Here is a 23,461-nt window from a genome sequence, read left to right as displayed (position 1 = left end):
AGGGCGCGGGGAACTGCGCGATCAGCCCCGTACGGTCTGCGGGCGAAGACGGGTTTTTGGGGGCGCGGGGAACTGCGCGAGGGGGCCGGGGGGAAGTGGGTGGAGAGGTGGCGGGGTGGGGGTGGGGGCTCGGGGGGTTTGGGGTGGGGCGGGCCTCGGTAGGGGGGCGGGGTTGTGGATAACTCGGGGGGTGTCCGCGCGGGAGCCTATCGTTGCGAGGGTGAACGGTGAGGCAGACGGACCAGTACGGGGGACAGAGCGATGAGCGCAGTGGGTGGAACGCAGACCAGGACCGCGGAGACCGAAGCCCTGCGGACCCTGCACCGCGTCTTCGGATACGACGCATTCCGAGGCGCCCAGGGCGAGGTCATCGAGCACGTCGTGGCGGGCGGCGACGCCGTCGTCCTCATGCCCACCGGCGGTGGAAAGTCGCTCTGCTACCAGATCCCCGCGCTGGTCAGGCCAGGTACGGGCGTCGTGGTCTCCCCCCTCATCGCCCTGATGCAGGACCAGGTCGACGCGCTGCGCGCCCTCGGCGTACGCGCCGGGTTCATCAACTCCACGCAGGACTTCGACGAGCGCCGCACGGTCGAGGCCGAGCTTCTCGCCGGCGAGCTCGACCTGCTCTATCTGGCCCCCGAGCGGCTCCGCGTGGAAGCCACCCTCGACCTCCTCTCCCGCGCCAAGATCTCCGTCTTCGCCATCGACGAGGCGCACTGCGTCGCCCAGTGGGGCCACGACTTCCGCCCCGACTACCTCGCCCTGTCCCTGCTCGGCGAGCGCTGGGCCGACGTGCCCCGTATCGCGCTCACCGCCACCGCCACGGACGCCACCCACCGCGAGATCACCCAGCGCCTCGGCATGCCGGACGCCCGGCACTTCGTGGCGAGCTTCGACCGGCCGAACATCCAGTACCGGATCGTGCCGAAGAACGACCCGAAGAAGCAGCTCCTCGCCTTCCTCAAGGAGGAGCACGACGGGGACGCGGGCATCGTCTACTGCCTCTCGCGGGCCTCGGTGGACAAGACCGCGCAGTACCTGAGCGACAACGGCGTCCAGGCCGTCCCGTACCACGCCGGGCTCGACGGCGGCACGCGCGCGCTCCACCAGTCCCGCTTCCTGCGGGAGGAGGGCCTGGTGGTGGTGGCGACCATCGCCTTCGGGATGGGCATCGACAAGCCGGACGTGCGGTTCGTGGCCCACCTCGACCTGCCCAAGTCGGTCGAGGGCTACTACCAGGAGACCGGCCGCGCGGGACGTGACGGCATGCCCTCCACGGCCTGGATGGCGTACGGGCTCCAGGACGTCGTGCAGCAGCGGAAGATGATCCAGGGCGGCGAGGGCGACGAGGCGTTCCGGCGCCGGGCCGCCGCCCACCTCGACGCGATGCTGGCACTCTGCGAGACCGCCTCGTGCCGGCGTGCTCAACTGCTCGGCTACTTCGGGCAGGAGGCCCCGGCCGCGAACTGCGGCAACTGCGACACCTGCCTGACCCCGCCGCAGACGTGGGACGGCACGGTGGCCGCGCAGAAGGCGCTCTCCACGGTCGTACGCCTCCAGCGCGAGCGGAACCAGAAGTTCGGCGCGGGCCAGATCATCGACATCCTGCTCGGCCGCAGGACCGCGAAGGTCATCCAGTTCGACCATGACGCGCTGTCCGTCTTCGGCATCGGCGAAGACCTCTCCGAGCCGCAATGGCGGGGCGTGGTACGGCAGTTGCTCGCCCAGGGGCTGCTCGCGGTGGAGGGCGAGTACGGCACGCTGGTGCTGACCGAGGCGAGCGGGGAGGTGCTCGGCGGCCGACGGGAGGTCCGGATGCGGACGGAGCCCGAGAAGGCGGTGCGGGCGGCTTCGCGGAGCGCGTCGAAGAAGTCCGCCGCGGCGGCGGCCGACCTGCCGCCCGAGGTGGTTCCGGTCTTCGAGGCGCTGCGGGCGTGGCGGGGGGCGCAGGCGAAGGAGGCGGGGGTTCCGGCGTATGTCATCTTCCACGATGCGACGTTGCGGGAGATCGCGACGGTTCGGCCGGGGTCGTTGGAGGAGTTGTCCGCGGTGGGTGGGGTGGGGGAGGCGAAGCGGGCGAAGTACGGCGAAGCGGTGCTGACCGTACTGTCCGAAGCCCCCTAGCCCCGACGGCCCCCGCTCGCTGGGGCTCCGCCCCAGACCCCGTATCGCGCCTGAAGGCCGCTCGTCCTCAATCGCCGGACAGGCTGAAGGTGCCCCAGCACCGCGTAGTTAAGGGGCGCGGGGAACGGCGCGAGAAGCGACCACGGTCCGCAGACCGAAGGGTCTTTAGGGGCGCGGGGAACTGCGCGACCAGCCCCGTACGGCCCGCAGACGAAAACGGGTTATTTGGGGGCGCGGGGAACTGCGCGAGGAGTGACCACGGCTCGCAGGCGAACGGGGGTTGGGGGCGCGGGGAACTGTGTCGCCGGGCGTGCTGGGAGGGACCCGGGCGCCCCGCTCGGAGCGCCCGGGGGGGCGGGGTCAGGGGGACGGGGTGATGACGCCCCGGACTTCGCCCAGGCCCACGGGGACCCCGTGCGGACCGGGGGCCCACGCCGTGAGGGTCACCTCGTCGCCGTCCTCCAGGAACGCCCGCTTGCCCGACGGCAGTTCCACCGGCTCCGTACCGTTCCAGGTGAGTTCGAGGAGCGAGCCGCGCTGCCCGCGCTCGGGGCCGCTGACCGTGCCCGAGCCGTACACGTCCCCGGTGCGCAGGGACGCGCCGTTCACCGTCATGTGGGCCAGTTGCTGCGCGGCCGTCCAGTACATGGAGGCGAACGGCGGCTCGGCGACGGGCGTGCCGTTGATCGAGACCGTGATGCGCAGGTCGAACCCGCCGGGGACCTCGTCGGCGGAATCGTCGAGGTAGGGCAGGAGGGGGAAGTCGCGGGCCGGAGGCGCCACGCGGGCCGCCGTGAGGGCCTCCAGCGGGGTGACCCACGCCGAGACCGACGTCGCGAAGGACTTGCCGAGGAACGGGCCGAGCGGCACGTACTCCCAGGCCTGGATGTCCCGCGCGGACCAGTCGTTGAGGAGGAACAGGCCGAAGACGTGGTCGTCGAAGGAGGCCAGGTCGACCGGCGTGCCCAGCTCGGACGGCGTGCCCACCACGAAGCCGACCTCGGCCTCGATGTCCAGTTTGACGGACGGGCCGAACACGGGGGCCGGGTCGGTGGGGGCCTTGCGCTGGCCCTGGGGGCGGCGCACCTCCGTGCCCGAGACGACGATCGTGCCGGAACGGCCGTGGTAACCGATCGGCAGATGCTTCCAGTTGGGGGTGAGCGCGGCGCCGTCGGGGCGGAAGATCTGGCCGACGTTGGTGGCGTGGTGCTCGCTCGCGTAGAAGTCGACGTAGTCGGCGACCTCGTACGGCAGGTGCAGTTCGACGTCGGAGAGCGGGTGGAGCAGGGGCTCTATCACCGGGCGGTGCGCGGGCACCGTCACCCAGGCGGTGAGCGCCCGGCGTACATCGCGCCAGGCCGTGCGCCCGGCCGCGAGCAGCGGGTTGAGGCTCGGCTTGGCGAGCAGCGCGGCGTACGGGGAGCCCAGCGCGTGCGCCGCCGCGCCCGCGTCCAGGACGTGGTCGCCGATGCGGACGCCGACCCTGCGGTCCTCGGGGTGGCCCGGCGTGGAGAAGACGCCGTAGGGGAGATTGTGCGGGCCGAAGGGGTCGCCCTCGGCCAGTTCGAGCGGGCTCTGCTCGGACATCGGTGCCTGCCTCGCTTTCCACGGGTGTGGGTCACACGTTACGTCGGCGCTGCTCCGGGCGGGAGTGTCGGAAAGGGTGGGCGATGTCCGGTTGATCCGGGTGCGGGGTGGGGGGTGGACCTCTGGCGTCTCCGCCGGGCCCGCCGCGCGGGGGCCCCACGCCCTGCGACCCGTGCCCACGTCCCGCGCAGTTCCCCGCGCCCCCAACCCCCGTTCGCCTGCGAGCCGTGGTCACTCCTCGCGCAGTTCCCCGCGCCCCCAAAAAACCCGCTTTCGTCTGCGGGCCGTACGGGGCTGGTCGCGCAGTTCCCCGCGCCCCTAAAGACCCTTCGGTCTGCGGGCCGTGGTCGCTTCTTGCGCAGTTCCCCGCGCCCCCAAGAAACCCGTTTTCGTCTGCGGGCCGTACGGGGCTGGTCGCGCAGTTCCCCGCGCCCCTAACTGCTCGGTGCGGGCCAGCACTTCAGCCTGTCATGGGGGTCCCCCCTGGCCCTTAAGGCCTTGGGGAGATTGAGGACGAGCGCCCTTAAGGCGCGAACGGGGTCTGGGGCGGAGCCCCAGGGGCCGGGACCGACCAACCCGCTGTACGGGCGGGTGGGTGGGCGAGGTGCCCCAGGGGGCCGGGGTCAGCCAACCCGTCACGGGCGGGCAGCCGGCGCTAGCCCGCTTCGCGGGGGATCTGTCGCGTCCACGTGCGGTGGAAGAGCACCTCACCCCCCTCCCGGCACACCACCTCGTCAGAGGTGAAGAAATCCGCCGCGTCGCACGTGATGGACGAGCGCGTGTCCACCGTCACGTCCCACCCCAACTCCGGCCGGTGCAGCCGCAAATGCCACTGCGAGCAGGTGCGGGCCGACAGCGGATCGTCGGACTGGATCGTGTACGTCTCGCGCGCGTCCTCGGTGAATTCGAGGCCGTCGGGATACACCCGCGTACCGCCGTAGCGGGGGTCGACCTCGAGGCGCCACTCGCCCTTCGCCACGTCGCGTACGACCAGCCGCTCGGGCGGGGGCTCGTCCAGCGGGGCCGGGTGGGAGACGCCGAGCGGCTCGGACTGCTCGGGGTCCGCGAAGGCGATGACGTCGTCCGACGTCCGCTCGCGGAGCGGGAGTCGCAGGGAGGAGCCGGCCGGGTCGAGGGTGAAGCCGACCGAGTCGGCCTGCGGCCAGATCCACGGCCAGTACGCGGAGGACACCGCGAGCCGCACGCGGTGCCCCGGCGCGAAGGCGTGACCGATGCCGTTCAGGTCGAAGCTCACGTCCTCGGTCGCGCCCAGCGGCCAGGCGTCGGCCCGGTCCCTGCCGTGCCGGGCCGACAGGTTGAGGACGCCCCGGGTGACCAGCGTGGAGGAGCCGTCCGGGGCCACGTCGCAGAGCCGCGCGATCGCCTGGCCGAACGGCACGTCCATGCGCAGCCGCAGGGTGACCCGGGGGCGGCCCAGGATCTCCAGGGGCCCGGAGCCGGCCGGCACCGGGAAGTCGAAGGAGGCCGAGTGGGCGTCCTCGGCGCGCTGGTCCGGGGGCAGGTCGGCGTCGTTGCCGAAGGGGAAGAAGCGGCCCGCGTCCAGGCCGGTGTGGTGCGGCGAGCGCACCTGGACGGGCGCGCCCTGGAGTGCGTACGAGAGGGGCGTGATGTGGGGCGAGGGCCAGGCGGGCTCGCCCACCCAGCGCCCGGGGAGCTCGGCGTAGACCGTGGCCGGCGGGTGCGATTCGCTGATCCAGGAGCGCAGCAGCGGCTCCTTCATCACACCCGTCTCCTCGCCCTTGAGATGGTGGTCCCACCAGCGCAGGGTCTCCTGGAGGAAGCCGATCGCGGGGCCGGGCGGAAGCCCCCGGTCCGGATACTGGTGGGACCAGGGGCCGATCAGGCCGCGTACCCGGTCGGCCGGCAGATGCTCGACCAGCCTGAGGACCGTGTCCCGGTAGGGGTCGTGCCAGCCGCCGACCGCGAGGACGGCCGCGTCGATCGCCGGGTAGTTTTCGCAGACGCTGCCGTGCTTCCAGTAGGCGTCGCGGGTCTGGTGGGCGAGCCAGGTGTGGATGAACGGCCGCACCGATTCGAGCCGTTCCAGCCACATTTCGCGCCATTTTTCCCCGACGAAGGCGGGGTCCGGCGGGCGGGAGACGAAGGCGAGCATCGTCGCCGCCCAGGCGTGCATGTCCACCGCGAGCACCGAACCGCCCATGTAGTGGACGTCGTTGTCGTAGCGGTCGTCGGTTGAGCAGACCGTCACGATCGCCTTGAGCGGTTCGGGGGCGAGCGCCGCGACCTGGAGGCTGTTGAAGCCGCCCCACGAGATGCCGAACATGCCGACCTTGCCGGTGCACCAGGCCTGCCCGGCCAGCCAGTTGACGACCGCGACCCCGTCGGCCAGCTCCGTGGCGTCGTACTCGTCGCCGGGCAGCCCCTCCGAGCAGCCGTGCCCGCGCACGTCGACGCGTACCGAGGCATAGCCGTGCCCCGCGTACCAGGGATGGCGTTGCCAGTCGCGCGGCGCCGTCCAGTCGGTGAGCCGGTAGGGGAGGTATTCGAGCAGCGCGGGGACGGGCTCCTCGGTGACCGGGCGCCAGACGCGCGCGTACAGCAAGGTGCCGTCCGGCAGCGGGATCCGGACATCCTCGCGCCGGGTCTCGTAGGGAAATGCGGTGCGGATGTGCATGGCGGCAACCTCAGTGGACGGGGTGCATGGTGCGCTTGAGCCAGGGGGCGGCGAGGATCACGGCGACGCCGACGGCCACGGCGAGGGCGCCGTTCACGCCGAAGTACGCGGGGTTGGAGACCTTTCCGTACACCTTCACGGTCTGCGCCTGGATGCCGTTGGCCAGGGCCAGGGAGAGGAACCAGAGCGACATCGTCTGGCTGGCGAAGGCGCGGGGGGCGAGTTTGGTGGTGGCCGACATGCCGGAGGTTTCGAGCAGGACGTCACCGAGGCCGAGCAGCAGATACGAGCCGACGATCCACCAGACCGCCATCCGGTACGTGTCGGTGGGATGGCCCGACGTGGCCGGGACCATCAGCAGGAACGAGAGCCCGCCCAGGACCACGCCGAAGGCGATCTTGTTGGAGGCGTGCGGCTGGCGCGGCCCCGTGCGGGCCCACACGGCGGCCACCACCGGCGCGAGCGCCACCTCGAACGCGCCCAGCGCGGAGGCGTACCAGCCGGCCGGGAAGTGGAAGCCGAGGATGCTCGTCTCGGCGTTGGCGGAGGCGAGCAGCACGGCGAGCGCCGCGATCACCAGGGCGCCCAGCACCATCAGGCGGACCGCGCGGCGCATGCCCTCGGGCGGCAGGGCGAAGCCGGCGTCACGGCGCTCGTCGTCGGTGCGGTAGAGCTTGCCGACCATGGAGGCGACGTTGGGCTTGAGCAGTCCGGTGCCGGCGCTGATCAGACCGAGCCCGGCCCAGGTCGCCGCTGGCGCGGGCAGGATCGCCTGCATGCCGAGGAACGAGAAGCGCTCCCAGACCTCCAGGCCGGAGAGGGTGAGCAGCCCGCGGGGCTGGCCGAAAATGGCGTGATCGTCCTGCGGAGGCGGTTGGTCCGCGGCCGATTCTTCAGGGGCGTCAGCCATTGTTCCGGACAAAGGGTTCACTCCTGACCGTATGAGCTGATCAAGAACATACCGGGGTCCATGGGGCCGCGCGCGAGCGGTGACGGGAAGGCGCCCATGGTGATCGAACAGCGACCCGATACGCTGACTTGAGTGAAGGCAGCGACACATCGACAATCCGTGTGATCGTCAGCAGACAGGAGTACCCCTCGTGACCGTCGTCGGGCCGTTCGGGCTGAGCGTGCGGGACCAGGCACTTGAAGCCGATGTCCAGACCGGATTGGCAGCTGTCGAGGCGGGACTGCTCGATGCCACCAAGAGTGAGGTCCCGTTCATCACGGAGGCCGCACAGCACCTCATCCGTGCAGGTGGCAAACGATTCCGCCCGCTGATCGTGATGCTGGCCGCCCAGTTCGGCGATCCCTACGCGCCGGGCGTGGTGCCCTCCGCCGTGGTCGTCGAGCTCACCCACCTCGCGACGCTGTACCACGACGACGTGATGGACGAGGCCGATGTGCGGCGCGGCGTGGACAGCGCCAACGCCCGCTGGGGCAACTCCGTCGCGGTCCTCACGGGTGATTTCCTCTTCGCACGCGCCTCGCACATACTGGCGGATCTCGGTCCCGAGGCCGTCCGTATTCAGGCCGAGGCGTTCGAACGGCTCGTCACCGGCCAGATCCTGGAGACCGCGGGCCCCCGCGACGGGCGCGACCCGGTCGACCACTACCTCGACGTGCTCTCCGGCAAGACCGGTTCGCTGGTCGCCGTCTCCGGCCGGTTCGGCGCGATGATGTCCGGCGCCGAGGAGTCGGTCGTCGACATCCTCACGCAGTACGGCGAGCGCCTGGGCACCGCCTTCCAGCTCGCCGACGACGTCCTGGACATCGCCAGCGACTCGCACGAGTCCGGCAAGACCCCCGGCACCGACCTGCGCGAGGGCATCCCCACGCTGCCGGTCCTGCATCTGCGGGCGCAGGCCGCCAGGGAGGGCCGCCCGGAGGACCTGGAGCTCGTGGCGCTGCTCGACGGCGACCTCAGCGACGACGCGCGGCACGCGGAGGTGCTGCGCAGGCTGCGCGTCCACCCCGCCCTTGAGCAGGCGCGCCGGGACACCGTCCGGTACGCCGAGGAGGCGCGGGCCACGCTGGCGCCGCTGCCCTCGGGATACGCGAAGTCCGCGCTCGAAGAGCTCTGCGACGCGGTCGTGCACCGCGCCGGCTGAGGCCGGGCCGCCGCCTCGGGACGAGGTGCGCTCCGTCGTCCCCTACTGGTTGGGGGAGCCGGCTCGGGGTTTCGTCATCCCAGAGAGGTACGTGAGGTTGCTCCCGGGGGCTGACGCGCCGAGCCGGTCATTTTGGTCAGATGGGGAGCACCACTCCTGACCAATTCGGGTGAGAATGGCGGCGCGGGGTGGAACTGAGCACGACGGACGGACGCCGCCGACCACGGAGGTAGGGCACACATGGCACCGAACGACAGCGCACAGGCCACCGGCGAGGCCAAGGAGCCCGGCGCGGGCCGACGGAAGGCGACGCGCTATCTGGTCCCGATCGGGGTGGCGGGAGTCGCGGCGGCGACCATCGGGCTCGTCCCGGCGCTCGCCGCGTCCGGTGACCCCAGTCTGCCGAAGATCAGCGCACAGCAGCTCATCGAGAAGATGGCCGCGTCGGACACGCAGCAGCTCTCCGGCACGATGAAGATCAGCACCGACCTGGGCCTGCCCGGGCTCGGCAGCCTCGGCGCGTTCGCCCCCAAGGGCGGCGGCTCGGACAAGTCGGCCGCCCCGGAGGCGAAGCTCACCGAGCTGGCCTCGGGCACCCACACCCTGCGCATCGCGGCCGACGGCCCCGACCGCCAGAAGGTGTCGATCCTGGAGGGCGCGGCCGAGTACAGCCTGATCCATAACGGCGACGACGTCTGGGCGTACGACAGCGCGTCCAACCAGGCGTACCACTCGCAGCGGGGCGCGGCCGGCGCGGGCAAGGAGCACGGTCGCAAGGCGCCGGGCGAGGGGGTGCCGACCACGCCGAAGGCGCTGGCCGACGAGTTCCTTAAGAACGTCGACCCCACCACCGCGGTGTCGGTCGACGGCACGGCGCAGATCGCCGGGCGCGACGCGTACCAGCTCCTGATCAAGCCCAAGCAGTCCGGTTCGACGATCGGCTCGGTCCGCATAGCGGTGGACGCCAAGACGGGTGTGCCGCTCAAGTTCACGCTCTCGCCGAGCGCGGGCGGCAAGGCGGTGGTCGACGCGGGCTTCACCAAGGTCGACTTCTCGAAGCCGTCCGCGAGCACCTTCACGTTCAGCCCGCCCAAGGGCGCCAAGGTCACCGAGGACGACGGCAAGCAGGAGCGGTCGCACAAGGCCGAACAGGGCCTGCCCGGTGGCCTCGGGAGCTTCGGTGACGCCAAGAACGCGAAGAACAGCAAGGTGATCGGCGAGGGCTGGACCGCCATCGCCGCGTTCGACACCGGCGGCAAGGGCATCCCGAAGGCGGATGAGTCCAAGGGCGGCGGCGACGCCCAGAAGTTCCTGGACTCCCTCGGCACCAAGGTCTCCGGGAAGTTCGGCAACGGCACGGTCTTCACGACGCGCCTGGTCAACGCCCTGATCACGGACAACGGCACGGTGTACGTGGGCGCGGTGACCAAGGACGCGCTGGTCGCGGCGGCCAACTCGGGCCGGTAGCAAGGCAGTTGGACCCGGGCGCGCGATAGGCGCCCGGGTCCGTATGCAAGGGGGCGGGGGCGCCGGGAACGGAGCACGGCCTCGGGCAGCACGGCGGGAAGGGGCGGGGTGGGGAACAGTTCAGCGGCCATCGAGACGCGAGGCCTCAGCAAGCGGTACCGCGGCGGGCAGTTGGCCGTGAACGGGCTGGACCTCACGGTCCCCCGCGGCAGCGTCTTCGGCTTCCTCGGCCCCAACGGCTCGGGCAAGACGACCACCATCCGGATGCTGATGGGCCTCATCGAGCCGACCTCCGGCAGCGCACGGCTCCTGGGCAGCCCCATGCCGGCGGCCGCCCGAACCGTCCTGCCCAGGGTGGGCGCCCTGATCGAGGGCCCCGCCCTGTACGGCTTTCTGTCCGGCCGGGACAACCTGCTGCGGTACGACGCGGCCGACCCCACCGCCGACCCGCGCACCCGCGCCGCGCGGGTGACGACCGCCCTGGACCGGGTGGGCCTCACCTCGGCCGCGGGCAAGAAGGCCCGGGCGTACTCGCTGGGCATGAAGCAGCGCCTGGGCCTGGCGGCGGCCCTGCTCCAGCGCCGGGAGCTGCTCGTCCTGGACGAGCCGACGAACGGGCTCGACCCGCAGGGCATGAGGGAAATCCGCTCCCTGATCAGGGAGTTGGCCAAGGACGGGACGACCGTGTTCCTCTCCTCGCACCTCCTCGACGAGATCGAGCAGGTCTGCTCGCACGCCGCCGTGATGAACCAGGGCCGGCTCGTCGTCCAGGGCGAGGTGGCCGAGCTCGCCGCGAACGCGCGCGGCCGGCTCGCGGTGACCACCCCCGACCCGCAGGCCGCGGCCCGCCTCCTCAAGGAGCGGGGGATCGCCGATGTGACGGTCGTCGGCGAGGACCGCGTAACGGCCGAACTGCCGCCCGACGACGTGGAGTTGGCGGACCTCAACGCCGAGCTGGTACGGGCCGGGGTGCGGGTGCGCGGCTTCGTGGCCGAGCGGGCCTCCCTGGAGGACGCCTTCGTCGCACTGACCGGGGAGGGTTTCGATGTCGCGGGCTGAAGCCATGGACGAGACGCGGCGCGGCCCGGAGCCCGCGCCCGCGCGGGAGCCGAGCCTCCTGTGGTCGCTGGGCCTCTTCCGCTCCGAGCTGGTCACGGTGGTGCGCCGCTGGCGCACGCTCGCCCTGCTCGGGGTGCTGGCCGCGGTGCCGGTCCTGATCGGCATCGCGGTGAAGATCGACACGCGTGGCGGCGGGGGAGGCGGCGACGGCGGGGGCGGCGGCCCCGCGTTCATCACGCAGATCACCAACAACGGCCTCTTCCTCGTCTTCGCGGCCCTCGCGGCCACCCTGCCGGTGTTCCTGCCGATGGCGGTCGGGGTGGTGGCCGGTGACGCGATGGCGGGCGAGGCGGCCTCGGGCACCCTGCGCTATCTGCTGGTCGCTCCGGCGGGCCGCACCCGGTTGCTGCTCGCCAAGTACGCCTCGGTGCTCGCCTTCTGTCTGGTGGCCACGCTCGTGGTGGCGGCCTCGGCGCTCGCGGTCGGCGCGCTGCTCTTCCCGCTCGGCGACGTCACCACGATCTCCGGTACGCGGATCTCGTTCGGCGACGGGTTGCTGCGGGCCGTGATGATCGCGGGCGTGGTGGCGGTCTCGCTGTCCGGGATGGCCGCGCTCGGGCTCTTCGTCTCGACCCTGACCAACAGCGGGATCGCGGCGATGGCCTCGACCGTCGGACTGCTGATCACGGTCCAGATCCTGGGCCAGATACCGCAGTTGCACGCGATCGCGCCGTATCTCTTCCCGCACTACTGGCTGTCCTTCGCGGACGTCCTGCGCGAGCCGGTCTACTGGGACCAGCTGGTGAAGAACTTCGAGCTCCAGGCCCTGTATGTGGCGGTCTTCGGCTCCGCGGCCTGGGCCCGCTTCACGACGAAGGACATCACGGCGTGAGGACGAGCGGCGGGGAGCTCGGCGACAATCGGAACGGAGCGGTCGTGCGAGCCCACCCCCGTGACAGCTCGACACGACACGTTCCGTTTCCTGTGCCATTGTTGGAGCCACAGCCCCAGGCTGTCAATCCGGTTCCGGGTGTACTCGTAGAGTGAGGACATGATCACCTCGTCCGAATCCGCGCCGGACCCCAGGCGCCGCAGCGAGAAATCGCGTCGAGCGACGCTCGTGGCCGCGCTCGAACTGTGTGCGGAGAACGGATACAGCAAGGTCACCATCGAGGCCATCGCGGCCCGGGCGGGCGTGAGCAAGAAGACGATCTACCGCTGGTGGCCGACGAAGGGCGCGGTCCTGCTCGACGCGGTGACCGAACAGGTGGTCAGTGACACGACGTTCCCCGACACCGGAGACATCGACGTCGATCTGTGCACCCATATCGGCAGCCTGGTGAAGGTGTTCACCGCGCCGGTGGCGGGGGCCGCGTACACCGGGATCCTCGCCGAGCTGTTGCACGACGAGCAGTTGGCGAAGGCGGTCAACGAAGAACTCGTCATCCCGCGCGTCGCGTTGGTCTACGAGCGGATGCGGCGCGCCCAGGAGCAGGGCCAACTGCCCCTGGACATCGACCTTCCGCTGGCCGTGGAGATGCTCTACGGCCCGCTGTACTACCGTCACGCGCTGGGCCGGCCGCTGCACGAGCCGCAGCGCATCGAAGAGCTGGTGGCCTACGTCATGCGAGGGCTGCGGGCTTCGGCGTCGAGCTGAAGAACGTCTTGGCGCGGGCGGCGGCCTCGGTGTCCTGCGCGATCTCGCCGGGCCGGACGCCGCTGCCGAGCAGCACCCCGCCCCAGTTCATCTTCATGTACCGGGCCGAGTGGCGCAGGGTTCCCACCAGCGGGTCGGCCGCCGAGTGGTCGGGGTCGGCGAGCGCGGTCACGCCCCACAGGGTGCGGCCCGCCATGCGCTGCGCGAAGTCGAGCCCGGGGGTGTAGAGCCAGTTCACCCAGTGGTCGAGGTAGTGCTTGACCGGGGTGCTGACGCTGTACCAGTACAGCGGCGAGGCGATCACCAGATCGGTGGCGGCCAGCGTCGCGTCGAGCAGGGTCGCCGCGTCCCCGGTGGGGGCGGGCCGGTCGCGCTCCTCGGTGTGGCGCCCGTCGCGGAACCCGGGGAGTTCGAGGTCGACGAGGCGCAGCCAGCGCGCGCTGTCACCCTCGGGAAGCTGCTCCGCGGCCTGCCGGGCGAGCGTCTCGGTGTTGCCGCCGCTGCGCGTACTGCCCAGCAGGAAAAGGAAGTTGCGGGCCATGGTCCCCTCCGTACGTAACCCAAAGGCGTATGCGTGTGCAGTATATGCACACGCATACGGATGGCGGCAGGGGTTGTTCGGCGATCCGGGGGGCTTCTCCGGGCGGGTGCCCGCGCCGTGGTGACGCGGGCACCTCGTCTCCTCGGGCCGCCGTCAGAAGGTGAGCTTCCAGCTGTTGAGGTAGCCGGTGTCCTGCGGGCCCTTGTCCTGGATCCGCAGCTTCCAGGTGCCGTTGGCCGTCTCCGACGAGGCGTTCACGGTGTACGTGGTGTCGATGTTGGGCGTGGAGTCGGACGACGAGTTGTGCAGCCGGTAGGCCCGCCCGCTCGGCCCGAGCAGGTCGATCACCAGGTCACCGCTGTAGGTGTGGACGATGTTCACGGCCACCTTGAGCGCGGAGGGCGCGTTGCCGGTGCGGTCCGCGACGGTGATCGAGGACGTCACCGCCGGGGCCGGCGAGTCCGGGATGGCGAGGTCCGTGGTGTTCTCGTACGAGCCGCCCGGGTCGGGCGGGGTGGTGCCCCCGGCGGCCAGTTGCCACAGGGCGTACGCGATGGCGTCGCTGTTGTGGTCGAGCGCGGTGGTGTCGATGTTGGCGCTCGTGTCGCAGGAGGCGTGGTAGCAGGCGTCGAACTCCTGGCCCGCCGAACCGCCCCACTTCTGCGCCTGGGCGGACGTCTTGGTGTAGTCGGCGCCGGAGAAGAGCCCGCCGACGGGGATGCCCGCGTTCTTGAACGGAGCGTGGTCGGACCGGCCGTCACCCTCGGTCTCGATCTCGGTCGGGATGGAGAGGGTGGCGAAGTAGTCCTTGAAGACCTTCTCCAGGGTGGAGTCGTCGTCGTAGACGAAGTAGCCCGGGTTCGGCGAGCCGATCATGTCGAAGTTCAGATACCCGGAGATCTTCGAACGGTCCGCCGACGCAAGGGAGTTGACGTAGTACTTGGACCCGACCATGCCCAGCTCCTCGGCGCCCCACCAGGCGAACCGCAGATGCTTGTCGGGCTTGAGCTGGGCCCGCGACACGGCGAGCGCGGTCTCCAGGATGCCGGCCGACCCGGATCCGTTGTCGTTGATGCCGGGCCCCGCCGTGACCGAGTCGAGGTGCGCGCCCGCCATCACCGTGCGCGAGGTGTCGCCGCCCGGCCAGTCGGCGATCAGGTTGTAGCCGGTGGCGCCGGAGGAGCTGAACTGCTGGACGGAGGTGGTGAATCCGGCGGAGTCCAGCTTGCCCTTGACGTAGTCGAGCGAGGCCTTGTAGCCGGAGCGGCCGTGGGCGCGGTTGCCGCCGTTGGCGTTGGCTATCTGCTGGAGCTGGGCGAGGTGCGCCTTGACGTTGGCGACGGGTATGTCGGGGGCGGCTGCGATGGTGGTGGCGGCCGGGGTTGTGGTCGCGGCTGCCGGTGCGGGCGCCGCGTGGACGGCCGGGGCGAGCAGGCCGAGCGTCAGTGCGGCCGTGGCCAGCGCGGCGCCGGCGGCGAGCGGACGTGGGGGGATCGAGCGGTGCATGGGGGGCTCCGGGTTCCGTTCGGGGATGGGACGGAAACGCGAGCCCGATGGTCAAGGAGAGGTCGAGGGGGCGTCAAGAACGTAAATCGGCCACGGGTGTTCGGATGTCGAACGTGCTGGGCGGATTACGGGGCGGACAACTGCCGCCAAACGCCTAGTGCACGCAGAACTCGTTGCCCTCGGGGTCGGCCATGACGGTGAACTCCCCACCCGCTTCCCTCACATGACGCAGTACGGACGCCCCCAGGCCGGTGAGGCGGGTGACCTCCGCCTCTCGTTCGCCCGGGGCGGCGTGGACGTCGATGTGCAGCCGGTTCTTGACCGTCTTGGCCTCCGGAACCCGCTGGAACAGGATGCGCCGGCCGAGCCCCGTGCCGCTCTCGGGGTCGTAGGAGTCGTCCGGATGCCGGACGGCGACCAGATCTCGAAAGGCGGTCCGGCCGCCGTGTTCGAGGGTGAGTTCCTCCCCGATCGCGCCCGCGGCGCGCAGCCGGCCGATCAGGAGGCTGTTGTCCTCGGTCTCGTAACCGAGGGCGGCGGCCCAGAAGTCGGCCTGGGTGTGCGGGTCGGCGGCGTCGACGACGAGTTTCCAGTGCAGGGTCATGTGTTCGTTTATAGCGGGACGGGGGCGAGGGGGCGCCCTGGACGGCCCCCTCGCCCCCACGGGCGGGTGCGGTCAGCTCACTGGCGTACCGCGGCGCAGCTCCAGCCGGTCACCCGCGAAGGAGGACCGGAAGCGGCGGTCGTGCGAGACCACGACGACCGCGCCCGGAAAGTCGGCCAGCGCCTGCTCGACCTCCTCGACCAGGGCGAGCGACACGTGGTTCGTCGGCTCGTCCAGTACGAGGAGATCGGCGGGGCGGGTCACCAGGCGGGCCAGTTCGAGCCGCCGTCGCTGGCCGACCGAGAGCTCCGCGACCGGCACCGCCAGGTCCTCCTCGCGGAACAGACCGAGCGCGAGCAGCTCGTCGGCGCACTCCTCCGGAAGCCCGGTACGCCCCGACGCGTACGCGTCGAGCAGGGAGAGGCGCGGGGCCGTGTCGGGGCTCAACTCCTGGGCCAGATAGCCGATATGAGGGCTGGTGCGCTGGACCCGGCCCGCGTCCGGGGCGAGGTCGCCGGCGAGGACGCGGAGCAACGTGGTCTTGCCCGCGCCGTTGGGGCCCGACACGAGGAGGCGCCGGCCGGGCTCGATGGCGAGGGCGGGCACGTGGAGACGATCGCCGACCTTCACCCCGGTCAGCTCCACGAGGGGGACGGCGGCGGCCGGGGTGGGGGCGGGCGTCGCCGTGGTCAGACGGGCGCGGAACCTCAGGGGCGGCGCGGGGGCCGCCACCGGCTCGCGCTCCAACTGCTCCACGCGCCTCCTCGCCGCCCGCACGCGGCCGGACAGCTTGGCCTCCGAGGACCGGCGGTGCTTGCCGAAGCCCTGGCCGGGGTCCCCGCCGGTGGCGACGAGGCGCTGCCCGGCGGCCGCGACCAGCTCCCGGGTACGGGCCAGCTCCGCGCGCCACTCCTGGTGCGCGAGCTCCCTACGGCGCCGTGCGGCCGCCCGCGCGGTGCGGTAACCGGCCCAGCCGTCGCCGTACCGGACGACCGTGCGCAGCTCCCGGTCCACCTCCAGGATCGTCGTCGAGACACGTTCGAGGAACGCGCGGTCGTGGGTGACCACCACCAATGTGCCCCGGTGGGCGCGGAGTTGGTCCGCCAGCCAGTCGGTGGCCTGCCGGTCCAGATGGTTCGTCGGCTCGTCGAGCAGCAGCAGCTCGGGGGCGGCGGCCAGGACGCAGGCCAGTGCGAGGCGGGACCGCTCGCCGCCGGAGAGCGAGCCGAGTGTGCGGTCGTGGGTCACGTGGGCGAGGCCGAGGGTGTGCAGGGCGGCGGTGGTGCGGGCTTCCGCGCGGTAGCCGTCGCGGTTCTCGTACGCGGTCAACAGGGCGCCGTAGGTGGCCAGCTCGGAGGGGGTGCCGGTGCTGGTGTCGGTGTCGGCCAGCTGGGACTCGGCGGCGCGGATGGCCGCCTCCAGGGCGCGCAGGTCGGCCAGTGCCAGGTCCACGGCGTCCTGGACCGTACGGTCCGGGGCGAGGCCGAGCGTCTGGGTGAGGTGGCCGATGCCGCCGGGGAAGACGGCGGTGACCTCCCCGGTGTCGGGCCGCTCCACGCCGGCCATCAGACGCAGCAGGGTCGACTTGCCGGAGCCGTTCTCGCCGATGACGGCGGCCTTTTCGCCCGGGCGGACGGTGAGGGTGACCTGGTCCAGTACGGGGTGGCCGCGGTATGCCTTGGCGGCGGCGGTGAGGGTCAGCTGGGACGGGGTCCGGGTGTGGTCTCGGGCGTCGGTTCGGGTGTGCGAGGGCATGGTTGGTCCCTGGGGGTGCTCGGTATGGGGTCCTCCTGGTGGGGGTGCGGGGCGGCCGGGGCCGCGGTGGGGTGGGTCAGCGGAAGAAGTAGTACGAGTACGAGTACGGGGGCATGGGGGCAGGCTAGCGGGGCGTGGGTGCGGGCTGCCTCCCCTTTCCGGGGGCCTTGCCCACCCACCCACCCGTGACGGGGGTTGAACGGTCCCGGCCCCCTGGGGCTCCGCCCCAGCCCCACGGGTTTGCCCACCCACCCACCCGTGCAGGGGGTTGAACGGTCCAGCCCCTGGGGCTCCGCCCCAGACCCCGCCGCGTTTGCCCACCCACCCGCCCGTGACGGGGGTTGGACAGCCCGGGCCCCTGGGGCTCCGCCCCAGACCCCGTATCGCGCCTTAAGGGCGCTCGTCCTCAATCGCCGGACAGGCTGTAGGTGCCCCCGCACCGAGCAGTTAAGGGGCGCGGGGAACTGCGCGACCAGCCACCTGCGGCCCGCAGACGAAAACGGGTTTCCAGGGGCGCGGGGAACTGCGCAAAAGCCACACGGCCCGCACGCCGACAGCGGGTCAGTCCGGGAGGCCCGTTGGTGGGTGGCTGGGTGCCAGCGGGGCCGGCCCCGGCGCGGTGAGGCCCGGGAGGGGCGGCGGCGGGGTCGCACCCTGGACCACCCCCGGCGCGGGCGCCCGTACCGAAGCCGAGGCCCGCCGGCCACCCCGTAGCGCGTCCCACGTCAGGAGCGTCAGGGCCAGCCACACCAGCGCGAAGCCCGCCCACCGCTCCGGCGGCATCGCCTCGTGGAAGTACACGATGCCCAGCAGGAACTGGAAGACCGGGGCCAGGTACTGGAGCAGCCCCAGGGTGGACAGCGGCACCCGGATCGCCGCGCCGCCGAAGCAGATCAGCGGGATCGCGGTCACCACCCCCGTCGCGGCGAGCAGCGCCGCGTGTCCGGCGCCCTCGTTGCCGAAGGTGGCCCGGCCCTGGCCGCCCAGCCACAGCAGATAGCCCAGCGCCGGCAGGAACTGCACGGCGGTCTCGGCGGCCAGGGATTCCAGGCCGCCCAGGTTGACCTTCTTCTTCACCAGGCCGTACGTCGCGAACGAGAACGCCAGCGTCAGCGAGATCCACGGCGGCTGCCCGTACCCCACCGTCAGGACAGTCACGGACGCGGCGCCGATCCCCACCGCGATCCACTGGGCCCGCCGAAGCCGCTCCTTGAGGATCAGCACGCCCATCGCGATGGTGACGAGCGGGTTGATGAAGTAGCCCAGGGACGCCTCCACCACATGGCCGGAGTTGACCGACCAGATGTACACGCCCCAGTTCACCGTGATCACCACGGCCGCCAGGGCTATCAGGCCGAGTTTGCGCGGCTGGCGGACCAGTGCGCCGATCCACGCCCAGCGGCCCATCACAAGGAGCACGATCGCCACCAGGCCGAGCGACCACACCATGCGGTGGGCCAGGATCTCGATCGCGTCGGCCGGCTTGAGCAGGGGCCAGAACAGGGGGACGAGCCCCCACATCCCGTACGCGCCGATCCCGTACAGCAGTCCGGCCCGCTGTTGTCCCGCCGAGTCCTTGGCCACTGGCCCTCCCTGTGCGCGCGCTCCACCAGAAGGTAGCGCCGGAGGGGCCGACGTGTCATGTCCGTATCGGGATACGGTACTGACGCCTCAAGCGCTCAAGCGCTCAACGGCGGGCGCGGCGCTTAGGCCGACGCGGACACCGCCTCCCGCACCGAGAGCGACAGCGGGGTCGTCGGGCGGCCGATCAGGCGGGACAGGTCGCCCGACGTGCCGGCCAGACGGCCCCGCGCTATGGCGAGGTCCACGTCCACCAGGATCTCCGCGAAGGGGGCGGGCACGCCCGCGTCGGTCAGGACCGCGAGGTGCGCCTCCGGGGTGAGCGGGCGGTAGGCGATGGGCTTGCCCGAGGCCGCCGCGACCTCAGCCGCGTACTCCGTGAAGGACCAAGCCACGTCCCCGCTCAGCTCGTATGCGCGGCCCAGGTGGCCCTCGCCGGTCAGCACCTCGGCCGCGGCCGCCGCGTAGTCGGCCCGGGCCGCCGAGGCCACCCGGCCCTCACCCGCGTTGGACAGGACCGCGCCGTGCGCCAGGACCGGCGCGAGGTTGGCGGTGTAGTTCTCCGTGTACCAGCCGTTGCGCAGGAACGTGTACGGCAGCCCCGACTCCAGGACGATCCGCTCGGTCTCCCGGTGTTCGTCCGCCAGCGCGAAGTCGGCGTCCGGGCCGCCCAGAACGCCGGTGTAGGCGAGCTGCGCCACGCCCGCGGCCTTCGCCGCCTCGATCACCGCGGTGTGCTGCGGCACCCGCTGCCCGACCTCGCTCCCCGAGATCAGCAGCACCCGGTCGCCCGCCCGGAAGGCCCCGGCGAGGGTGGCGGGCTCGCTGTAGTCGGCGATGCGGAGCTCCACGCCCCGGGCGGCGAGCCCGGCGGCCTTCTCCTTGTCCCGTACGAGCGCGACGATCTCGCTCGCGGGCACCCGCGCGAGCAGCTCCTCGACGACGAGACGGCCGAGGGATCCGGTGGCTCCGGTGACGACGATGCTCATGGGGAGGCTCCTTCTGGTTGGTGTCTGCCAGGTTGTCCGCTGGTTGTTCTGCCGGTCTTCGGCTGGTTGTCCTGGCTACTCCTGCCACCCTACGGATAGCGCTAACTCGGCGAAAGTACCCACTTTGAAGTAAGGTACTTGCATGGGAGTAAGTGAGCGGGACGGCCGGGGTGCGCGTGAGGAGCGGCGGGAGGCCATGTGCCCGCACCGGCTCGTGCTGGAGCACGTCACCAGCCGCTGGGGCGTCCTGGTTCTGGACGCGCTGCTCGACCGGCCGTACCGGTTCAGCGAGCTGCGGCGCGAGGTCGGCAAGGTCGGCACGGTCAGCGAGAAGATGCTCGCCCAGACCCTGCGGACGCTGGAGCGCGACGGCTTCGTACACCGCGACGCCAAGCCGGTGATCCCGCCGCGCGTCGACTACTCGATCACCGAGCTCGGGCGCGAGGCCGCCGAGCAGGTGCGGGCCCTTGCCCGCTGGACCGGGGCGCGGATGGCCGATGTGCAGCGCGCCCGGGCCGCCTATGACGCGGCGCGCGAGACGTCAACTGCCGTGTAGCGCCGCCGAGTTGGTGTGATGGGTGAAACGCGCAGGCCCGGCCGGGGTCCTTGGAGGACCTCCCGGCCGGGCATGCGGCGCGTGGGGTGGACCGGGGTCAGCCGACGACCGTCCAGGTGTCCTTGCCCGCCAGCAGCGCGGCCAGGTCGCCCTTTCCGTTCTGCTCGATCGCGGTGTCCAGCTGGTCGGCCATCAAGGTGTCGTACACCGGGCGGTCGACGGAGCGGAACACACCGATCGGGGTGTGGTGCAGGGTGTCGGGGTCGGCGAGGCGGGAGAGCGCGAACGCCGTGGTGGGCGAGGCGTTGTGCGCGTCGTGGACCAGGATGTCCGCCTCGTTCTCCGCGGTGACCGGGACGACCACGAGGTCGCCGGTGGCCGGGTCGCGGACCACGCCCTTGGCGGCGTCCGCGCCGAAACGGATCGGCTGCCCGTGCTCCAGGCGGATCACGGCCTCCTCCGCCTGGTCCTTGTCCTTGAGGGCCTCGAAGGCGCCGTCGTTGAAGATGTTGCAGTTCTGGTAGATCTCCACCAGGGCGGTACCGGGGTGCTCGGCCGCCTGGCGCAGCACCTCGGTGAGGTGCTTGCGGTCGGAGTCCACGGTCCGCGCCACGAACGAGGCCTCGGCGCCGATGGCGAGGGAGACCGGGTTGAAGGGCGCGTCCAGGGAGCCCATCGGCGTCGACTTGGTGATCTTGCCGACCTCGGAGGTGGGCGAGTACTGGCCCTTGGTCAGGCCGTAGATACGGTTGTTGAACAGCAGGATCTTCAAGTTGACGTTGCGGCGCAGGGCGTGGATGAGGTGGTTGCCGCCGATCGACAGCGCGTCGCCGTCACCGGTCACCACCCACACGCTCAAGTCCCGCCGCGAGGAGGCGAGCCCGGTCGCGATGGCCGGGGCCCGGCCGTGGATGGAGTGCATCCCGTACGTGTTCATGTAGTACGGGAAGCGGGAGGAGCAGCCGATGCCGGAGACGAAGACGATGTTCTCCTTGGCCAGGCCGAGCTCGGGCATGAAGCCCTGCACGGCGGCCAGGATCGCGTAGTCACCGCACCCCGGGCACCAGCGCACTTCCTGGTCGGACTTGAAGTCCTTCATGGACTGCTTGCCCTCGGCCTTGGGGACCAGCTGCAAGAGCTCGTTCGCATTAGGCATGGATGGCCTCCTTGAGAACCGTGGCGAGCTGCTCGGCCTTGAACGGCATGCCGTTGACCTGGTTGTAGGAGTGGGCGTCGACCAGGTACTTGGCGCGGATCAGGGTGGCGAGCTGGCCGAGGTTCATCTCCGGCACGACGACCTTGTCGTAGCGCGCCAGGATCTCGCCGAGGTTCTTCGGGAAGGGGTTGATGTGGCGCAGATGCGCCTGGGCGATGGGTTCGCCCTGGGCGCGGAGGCGGCGTACCGCGGCGGTGATGGGGCCATACGTCGAGCCCCAGCCGAGCACGAGGGTGCGGGCGCCGTCGGGGTCGTCCACGCTCACATCGGGGACCTCGACGCCGTCGATCTTGGCCTGGCGGATGCGGACCATGAAGTCGTGGTTGGCCGGGTCGTAGGAGATGTTGCCCGTGCCGTCCTGCTTCTCGATGCCGCCGATCCGGTGCTCGAGCCCCGGCGTGCCGGGCACCGCCCAGGGGCGTGCCAGGGTGTGCGGGTCCCGCTTGTAGGGCCAGAACACCTCGGTGCCGTCGGCCAGCGTGTGGTTGGGCCCGGTGGTGAACTGCACGCGCAGATCGGGGAGTTCGTCGATCTCCGGCACCCGCCATGGCTCGGAGCCGTTGGCGAGGTAGCCGTCGGAGAGCAGGAAGACCGGGGTGCGGTAGGCCAGCGCGATCCGGGCCGCGTCCATCGCCGCGTCGAAGCAGTCCGCGGGTGTCCTCGGCGCGACCACCGGGACCGGTGCCTCGCCGTTGCGCCCGTACATCGCCTGGAGCAGGTCGGCCTGCTCGGTCTTGGTCGGCAGGCCCGTCGAGGGGCCGCCGCGCTGGATGTCCACGATCAGGAGCGGCAGCTCCAGGGAGACCGCGAGCCCGATCGCCTCGGACTTCAGCGCCACGCCCGGGCCCGAGGTGGTGGTGACGGCGAGCGAGCCGCCGAACGCCGCGCCCAGGGCCGCGCCGATCCCGGCGATCTCGTCCTCCGCCTGGAAGGTGCGCACCCCGAAGTTCTTGTGCCGCGACAGCTCGTGCAGGATGTCCGAGGCCGGCGTGATCGGGTACGAGCCCAAGTACAGCGGCAGGTCCGCCTGTTGGGCCGCCGCGATCAGTCCGTACGACAGCGCCAGGTTCCCGGAGATGTTGCGGTACGTGCCCGCGGGGAACGCCTTGGTGGCGGGGGCGACCTCGTAGGAGACCGCGAAGTCCTCGGTGGTCTCGCCGAAGTTCCACCCCGCGCGGAACGCCGCGACGTTGGCCTCGGCGATCTCGGGCTTCTTCGCGAACTTGGCCCGCAGGAACTTCTCCGTGCCCTCGGTGGGCCGGTGGTACATCCAGGAGAGCAGGCCAAGGGCGAACATGTTCTTCGAGCGCTCGGCCTCCTTGCGGGAGAGACCGAACTCCTTGAGCGCCTCGATCGTCAGCGTCGTCAACGGCACCGGGTGCACGTTGTACGCCGACAGCGAGCCGTCCTCCAGGGGAGAGGTGTCGTAGCCGACCTTGGCCATCGCGCGCTTGGCGAACTCGTCCGTGTTCACGATGATCTCGGCGCCGCGCGGCACGTCCGCCAGGTTCGCCTTCAGTGCCGCCGGGTTCATCGCCACCAGGACGTTCGGCGCGTCGCCCGGCGTCAGGATGTCGTGATCGGCGAAGTGGAGCTGGAAGCTCGACACGCCCGGCAGTGTTCCGGCAGGCGCCCGGATCTCGGCCGGGAAGTTCGGCAGCGTCGACAAGTCGTTTCCGAACGTCGCCGTCTCCGACGTGAACCGGTCACCGGTGAGCTGCATGCCGTCGCCCGAGTCACCCGCGAAACGGATGATGACCCGGTCGAGGCGCCTGACTTCCTTCTCGCCGGCGGGCCTGCGCTGCTCCCCGACGACGGCCTCATCGGCTCCGTCGGTCTGCTCGGCTGGGCTACTGACCTGGCTGGTCACTGAACTGGACCTCCCTCGGGCGGGCTGCTCGGGCGCGTCCGGCCGACCGGTAGCGCCAAGGCCCACCCTACGTCGGTAAGGGTCGCCTTCCCTGGACCGCTCATATGGTGGACGCTCTTTTGAGACGCCCTACTGCCCTGTAATGCCACGATGCCTTCGCCCCCCGGCCTCATCTGTCAACA

At 71.4% G+C, this 23,461-nt stretch carries 18 protein-coding genes; 7 read left to right on the top strand and 11 right to left on the bottom strand.

Translation table 11 applies throughout. From position 1 onward, the window contains the following. Nucleotides 1-261 precede the first annotated feature (261 nt). Nucleotides 262-2,124 (top strand): DNA helicase RecQ, encoded by a 1,863-nt coding sequence (recQ, locus tag DWB77_RS16325; protein ID WP_120721960.1) that lies wholly within the window; start codon nt 262-264, stop codon nt 2,122-2,124. Between the two features lie 360 nt (nt 2,125-2,484). Here the strand turns inward: recQ and fahA are convergent, their stop codons facing one another. The 3 genes from fahA to DWB77_RS16310 form a co-directional block, all read right to left on the bottom strand. Further along, on the bottom strand, nt 2,485-3,711 hold the full coding sequence (fahA, locus tag DWB77_RS16320; RefSeq protein ID WP_120721959.1) for a fumarylacetoacetase: 1,227 nt from the start codon (nt 3,709-3,711) through the stop codon (nt 2,485-2,487). Between the two features lie 655 nt (nt 3,712-4,366). Beyond that, on the bottom strand, nt 4,367-6,367 hold the full coding sequence (locus DWB77_RS16315) for a CocE/NonD family hydrolase (protein ID WP_120721958.1): 2,001 nt from the start codon (nt 6,365-6,367) through the stop codon (nt 4,367-4,369). A gap of 10 nt (nt 6,368-6,377) precedes the next feature. Then, nucleotides 6,378-7,277: a hypothetical protein gene (locus tag DWB77_RS16310; RefSeq protein ID WP_120721957.1), complete on the bottom strand. Its 900-nt coding sequence runs from the start codon at nt 7,275-7,277 to the stop codon at nt 6,378-6,380. A 190-nt stretch (nt 7,278-7,467) separates the two neighbouring features. Between DWB77_RS16310 and DWB77_RS16305 the strand changes: the two genes are divergently transcribed. From DWB77_RS16305 to DWB77_RS16285, 5 genes are all read left to right on the top strand, one after another. After that, the gene (locus tag DWB77_RS16305) at nt 7,468-8,478 is read left to right on the top strand and encodes a polyprenyl synthetase family protein (protein ID WP_120721956.1); all 1,011 of its coding nucleotides are present in this window, start codon (nt 7,468-7,470) and stop codon (nt 8,476-8,478) included. A 240-nt stretch (nt 8,479-8,718) separates the two neighbouring features. Further along, complete coding sequence (locus tag DWB77_RS16300; RefSeq protein ID WP_120721955.1) at nt 8,719-9,945, top strand: LolA family protein; 1,227 nt, start codon at nt 8,719-8,721, stop codon at nt 9,943-9,945. A gap of 108 nt (nt 9,946-10,053) precedes the next feature. Further along, nucleotides 10,054-11,004 carry an ABC transporter ATP-binding protein gene (locus DWB77_RS16295; protein ID WP_120721954.1) on the top strand — a complete coding sequence of 317 codons (951 nt, stop codon included), beginning with the start codon at nt 10,054-10,056 and terminating at the stop codon, nt 11,002-11,004. After that, on the top strand, nt 10,991-11,896 hold the full coding sequence (locus DWB77_RS16290) for an ABC transporter permease (protein WP_120721953.1): 906 nt from the start codon (nt 10,991-10,993) through the stop codon (nt 11,894-11,896). Before DWB77_RS16295 ends, DWB77_RS16290 begins: the two co-directional genes overlap by 14 nt. A gap of 159 nt (nt 11,897-12,055) precedes the next feature. Continuing rightward, entirely contained in the window at nt 12,056-12,661 is a 606-nt protein-coding gene (locus tag DWB77_RS16285) for a TetR/AcrR family transcriptional regulator (protein ID WP_120721952.1), read from the top strand. Here DWB77_RS16285 and DWB77_RS16280 read toward each other — a convergent pair. The 6 genes from DWB77_RS16280 to DWB77_RS16255 form a co-directional block, all read right to left on the bottom strand. Then, nucleotides 12,627-13,202: a flavodoxin family protein gene (locus DWB77_RS16280; RefSeq protein WP_120721951.1), complete on the bottom strand. Its 576-nt coding sequence runs from the start codon at nt 13,200-13,202 to the stop codon at nt 12,627-12,629. The two genes, DWB77_RS16285 and DWB77_RS16280, sit on opposite strands and share 35 nt — an antisense overlap. A gap of 153 nt (nt 13,203-13,355) precedes the next feature. Then, nucleotides 13,356-14,708: a M28 family metallopeptidase gene (locus tag DWB77_RS16275; protein ID WP_120721950.1), complete on the bottom strand. Its 1,353-nt coding sequence runs from the start codon at nt 14,706-14,708 to the stop codon at nt 13,356-13,358. 154 nt (nt 14,709-14,862) lie between these two features. Continuing rightward, nucleotides 14,863-15,312 (bottom strand): VOC family protein, encoded by a 450-nt coding sequence (locus tag DWB77_RS16270; RefSeq protein WP_120721949.1) that lies wholly within the window; start codon nt 15,310-15,312, stop codon nt 14,863-14,865. Between the two features lie 72 nt (nt 15,313-15,384). Then, the gene (gene abc-f, locus DWB77_RS16265) at nt 15,385-17,067 is read right to left on the bottom strand and encodes a ribosomal protection-like ABC-F family protein (protein ID WP_120721948.1); all 1,683 of its coding nucleotides are present in this window, start codon (nt 17,065-17,067) and stop codon (nt 15,385-15,387) included. Nucleotides 17,068-17,628: 561 nt separating this feature from the next. Continuing rightward, nucleotides 17,629-18,588 (bottom strand): EamA family transporter RarD, encoded by a 960-nt coding sequence (gene rarD, locus DWB77_RS16260; protein ID WP_246033873.1) that lies wholly within the window; start codon nt 18,586-18,588, stop codon nt 17,629-17,631. Nucleotides 18,589-18,773: 185 nt separating this feature from the next. Further along, nucleotides 18,774-19,637, bottom strand: a complete 864-nt coding sequence (locus tag DWB77_RS16255; protein WP_120721946.1) for an SDR family oxidoreductase — start codon at nt 19,635-19,637, stop codon at nt 18,774-18,776. Nucleotides 19,638-19,779: 142 nt separating this feature from the next. On the opposite strand from DWB77_RS16255, the gene DWB77_RS16250 reads away from it, so the two are divergent. After that, complete coding sequence (locus DWB77_RS16250; protein WP_120721945.1) at nt 19,780-20,193, top strand: winged helix-turn-helix transcriptional regulator; 414 nt, start codon at nt 19,780-19,782, stop codon at nt 20,191-20,193. A gap of 97 nt (nt 20,194-20,290) precedes the next feature. Here the strand turns inward: DWB77_RS16250 and DWB77_RS16245 are convergent, their stop codons facing one another. Both DWB77_RS16245 and DWB77_RS16240 read right to left on the bottom strand, forming a co-directional pair. Further along, nucleotides 20,291-21,349, bottom strand: a complete 1,059-nt coding sequence (locus DWB77_RS16245) for a 2-oxoacid:ferredoxin oxidoreductase subunit beta (RefSeq protein ID WP_120721944.1) — start codon at nt 21,347-21,349, stop codon at nt 20,291-20,293. Then, entirely contained in the window at nt 21,342-23,279 is a 1,938-nt protein-coding gene (locus DWB77_RS16240; protein ID WP_120721943.1) for a 2-oxoacid:acceptor oxidoreductase subunit alpha, read from the bottom strand. The genes DWB77_RS16245 and DWB77_RS16240 overlap by 8 nt, the downstream gene beginning before the upstream one ends. Nucleotides 23,280-23,461: the final 182 nt, after the last annotated feature.

The organism is Streptomyces hundungensis, from assembly GCF_003627815.1.
In the GTDB taxonomy this organism is placed as follows: domain Bacteria; phylum Actinomycetota; class Actinomycetes; order Streptomycetales; family Streptomycetaceae; genus Streptomyces; species Streptomyces hundungensis_A.
This window is presented reverse-complemented; position numbering and strand designations above follow the sequence as displayed.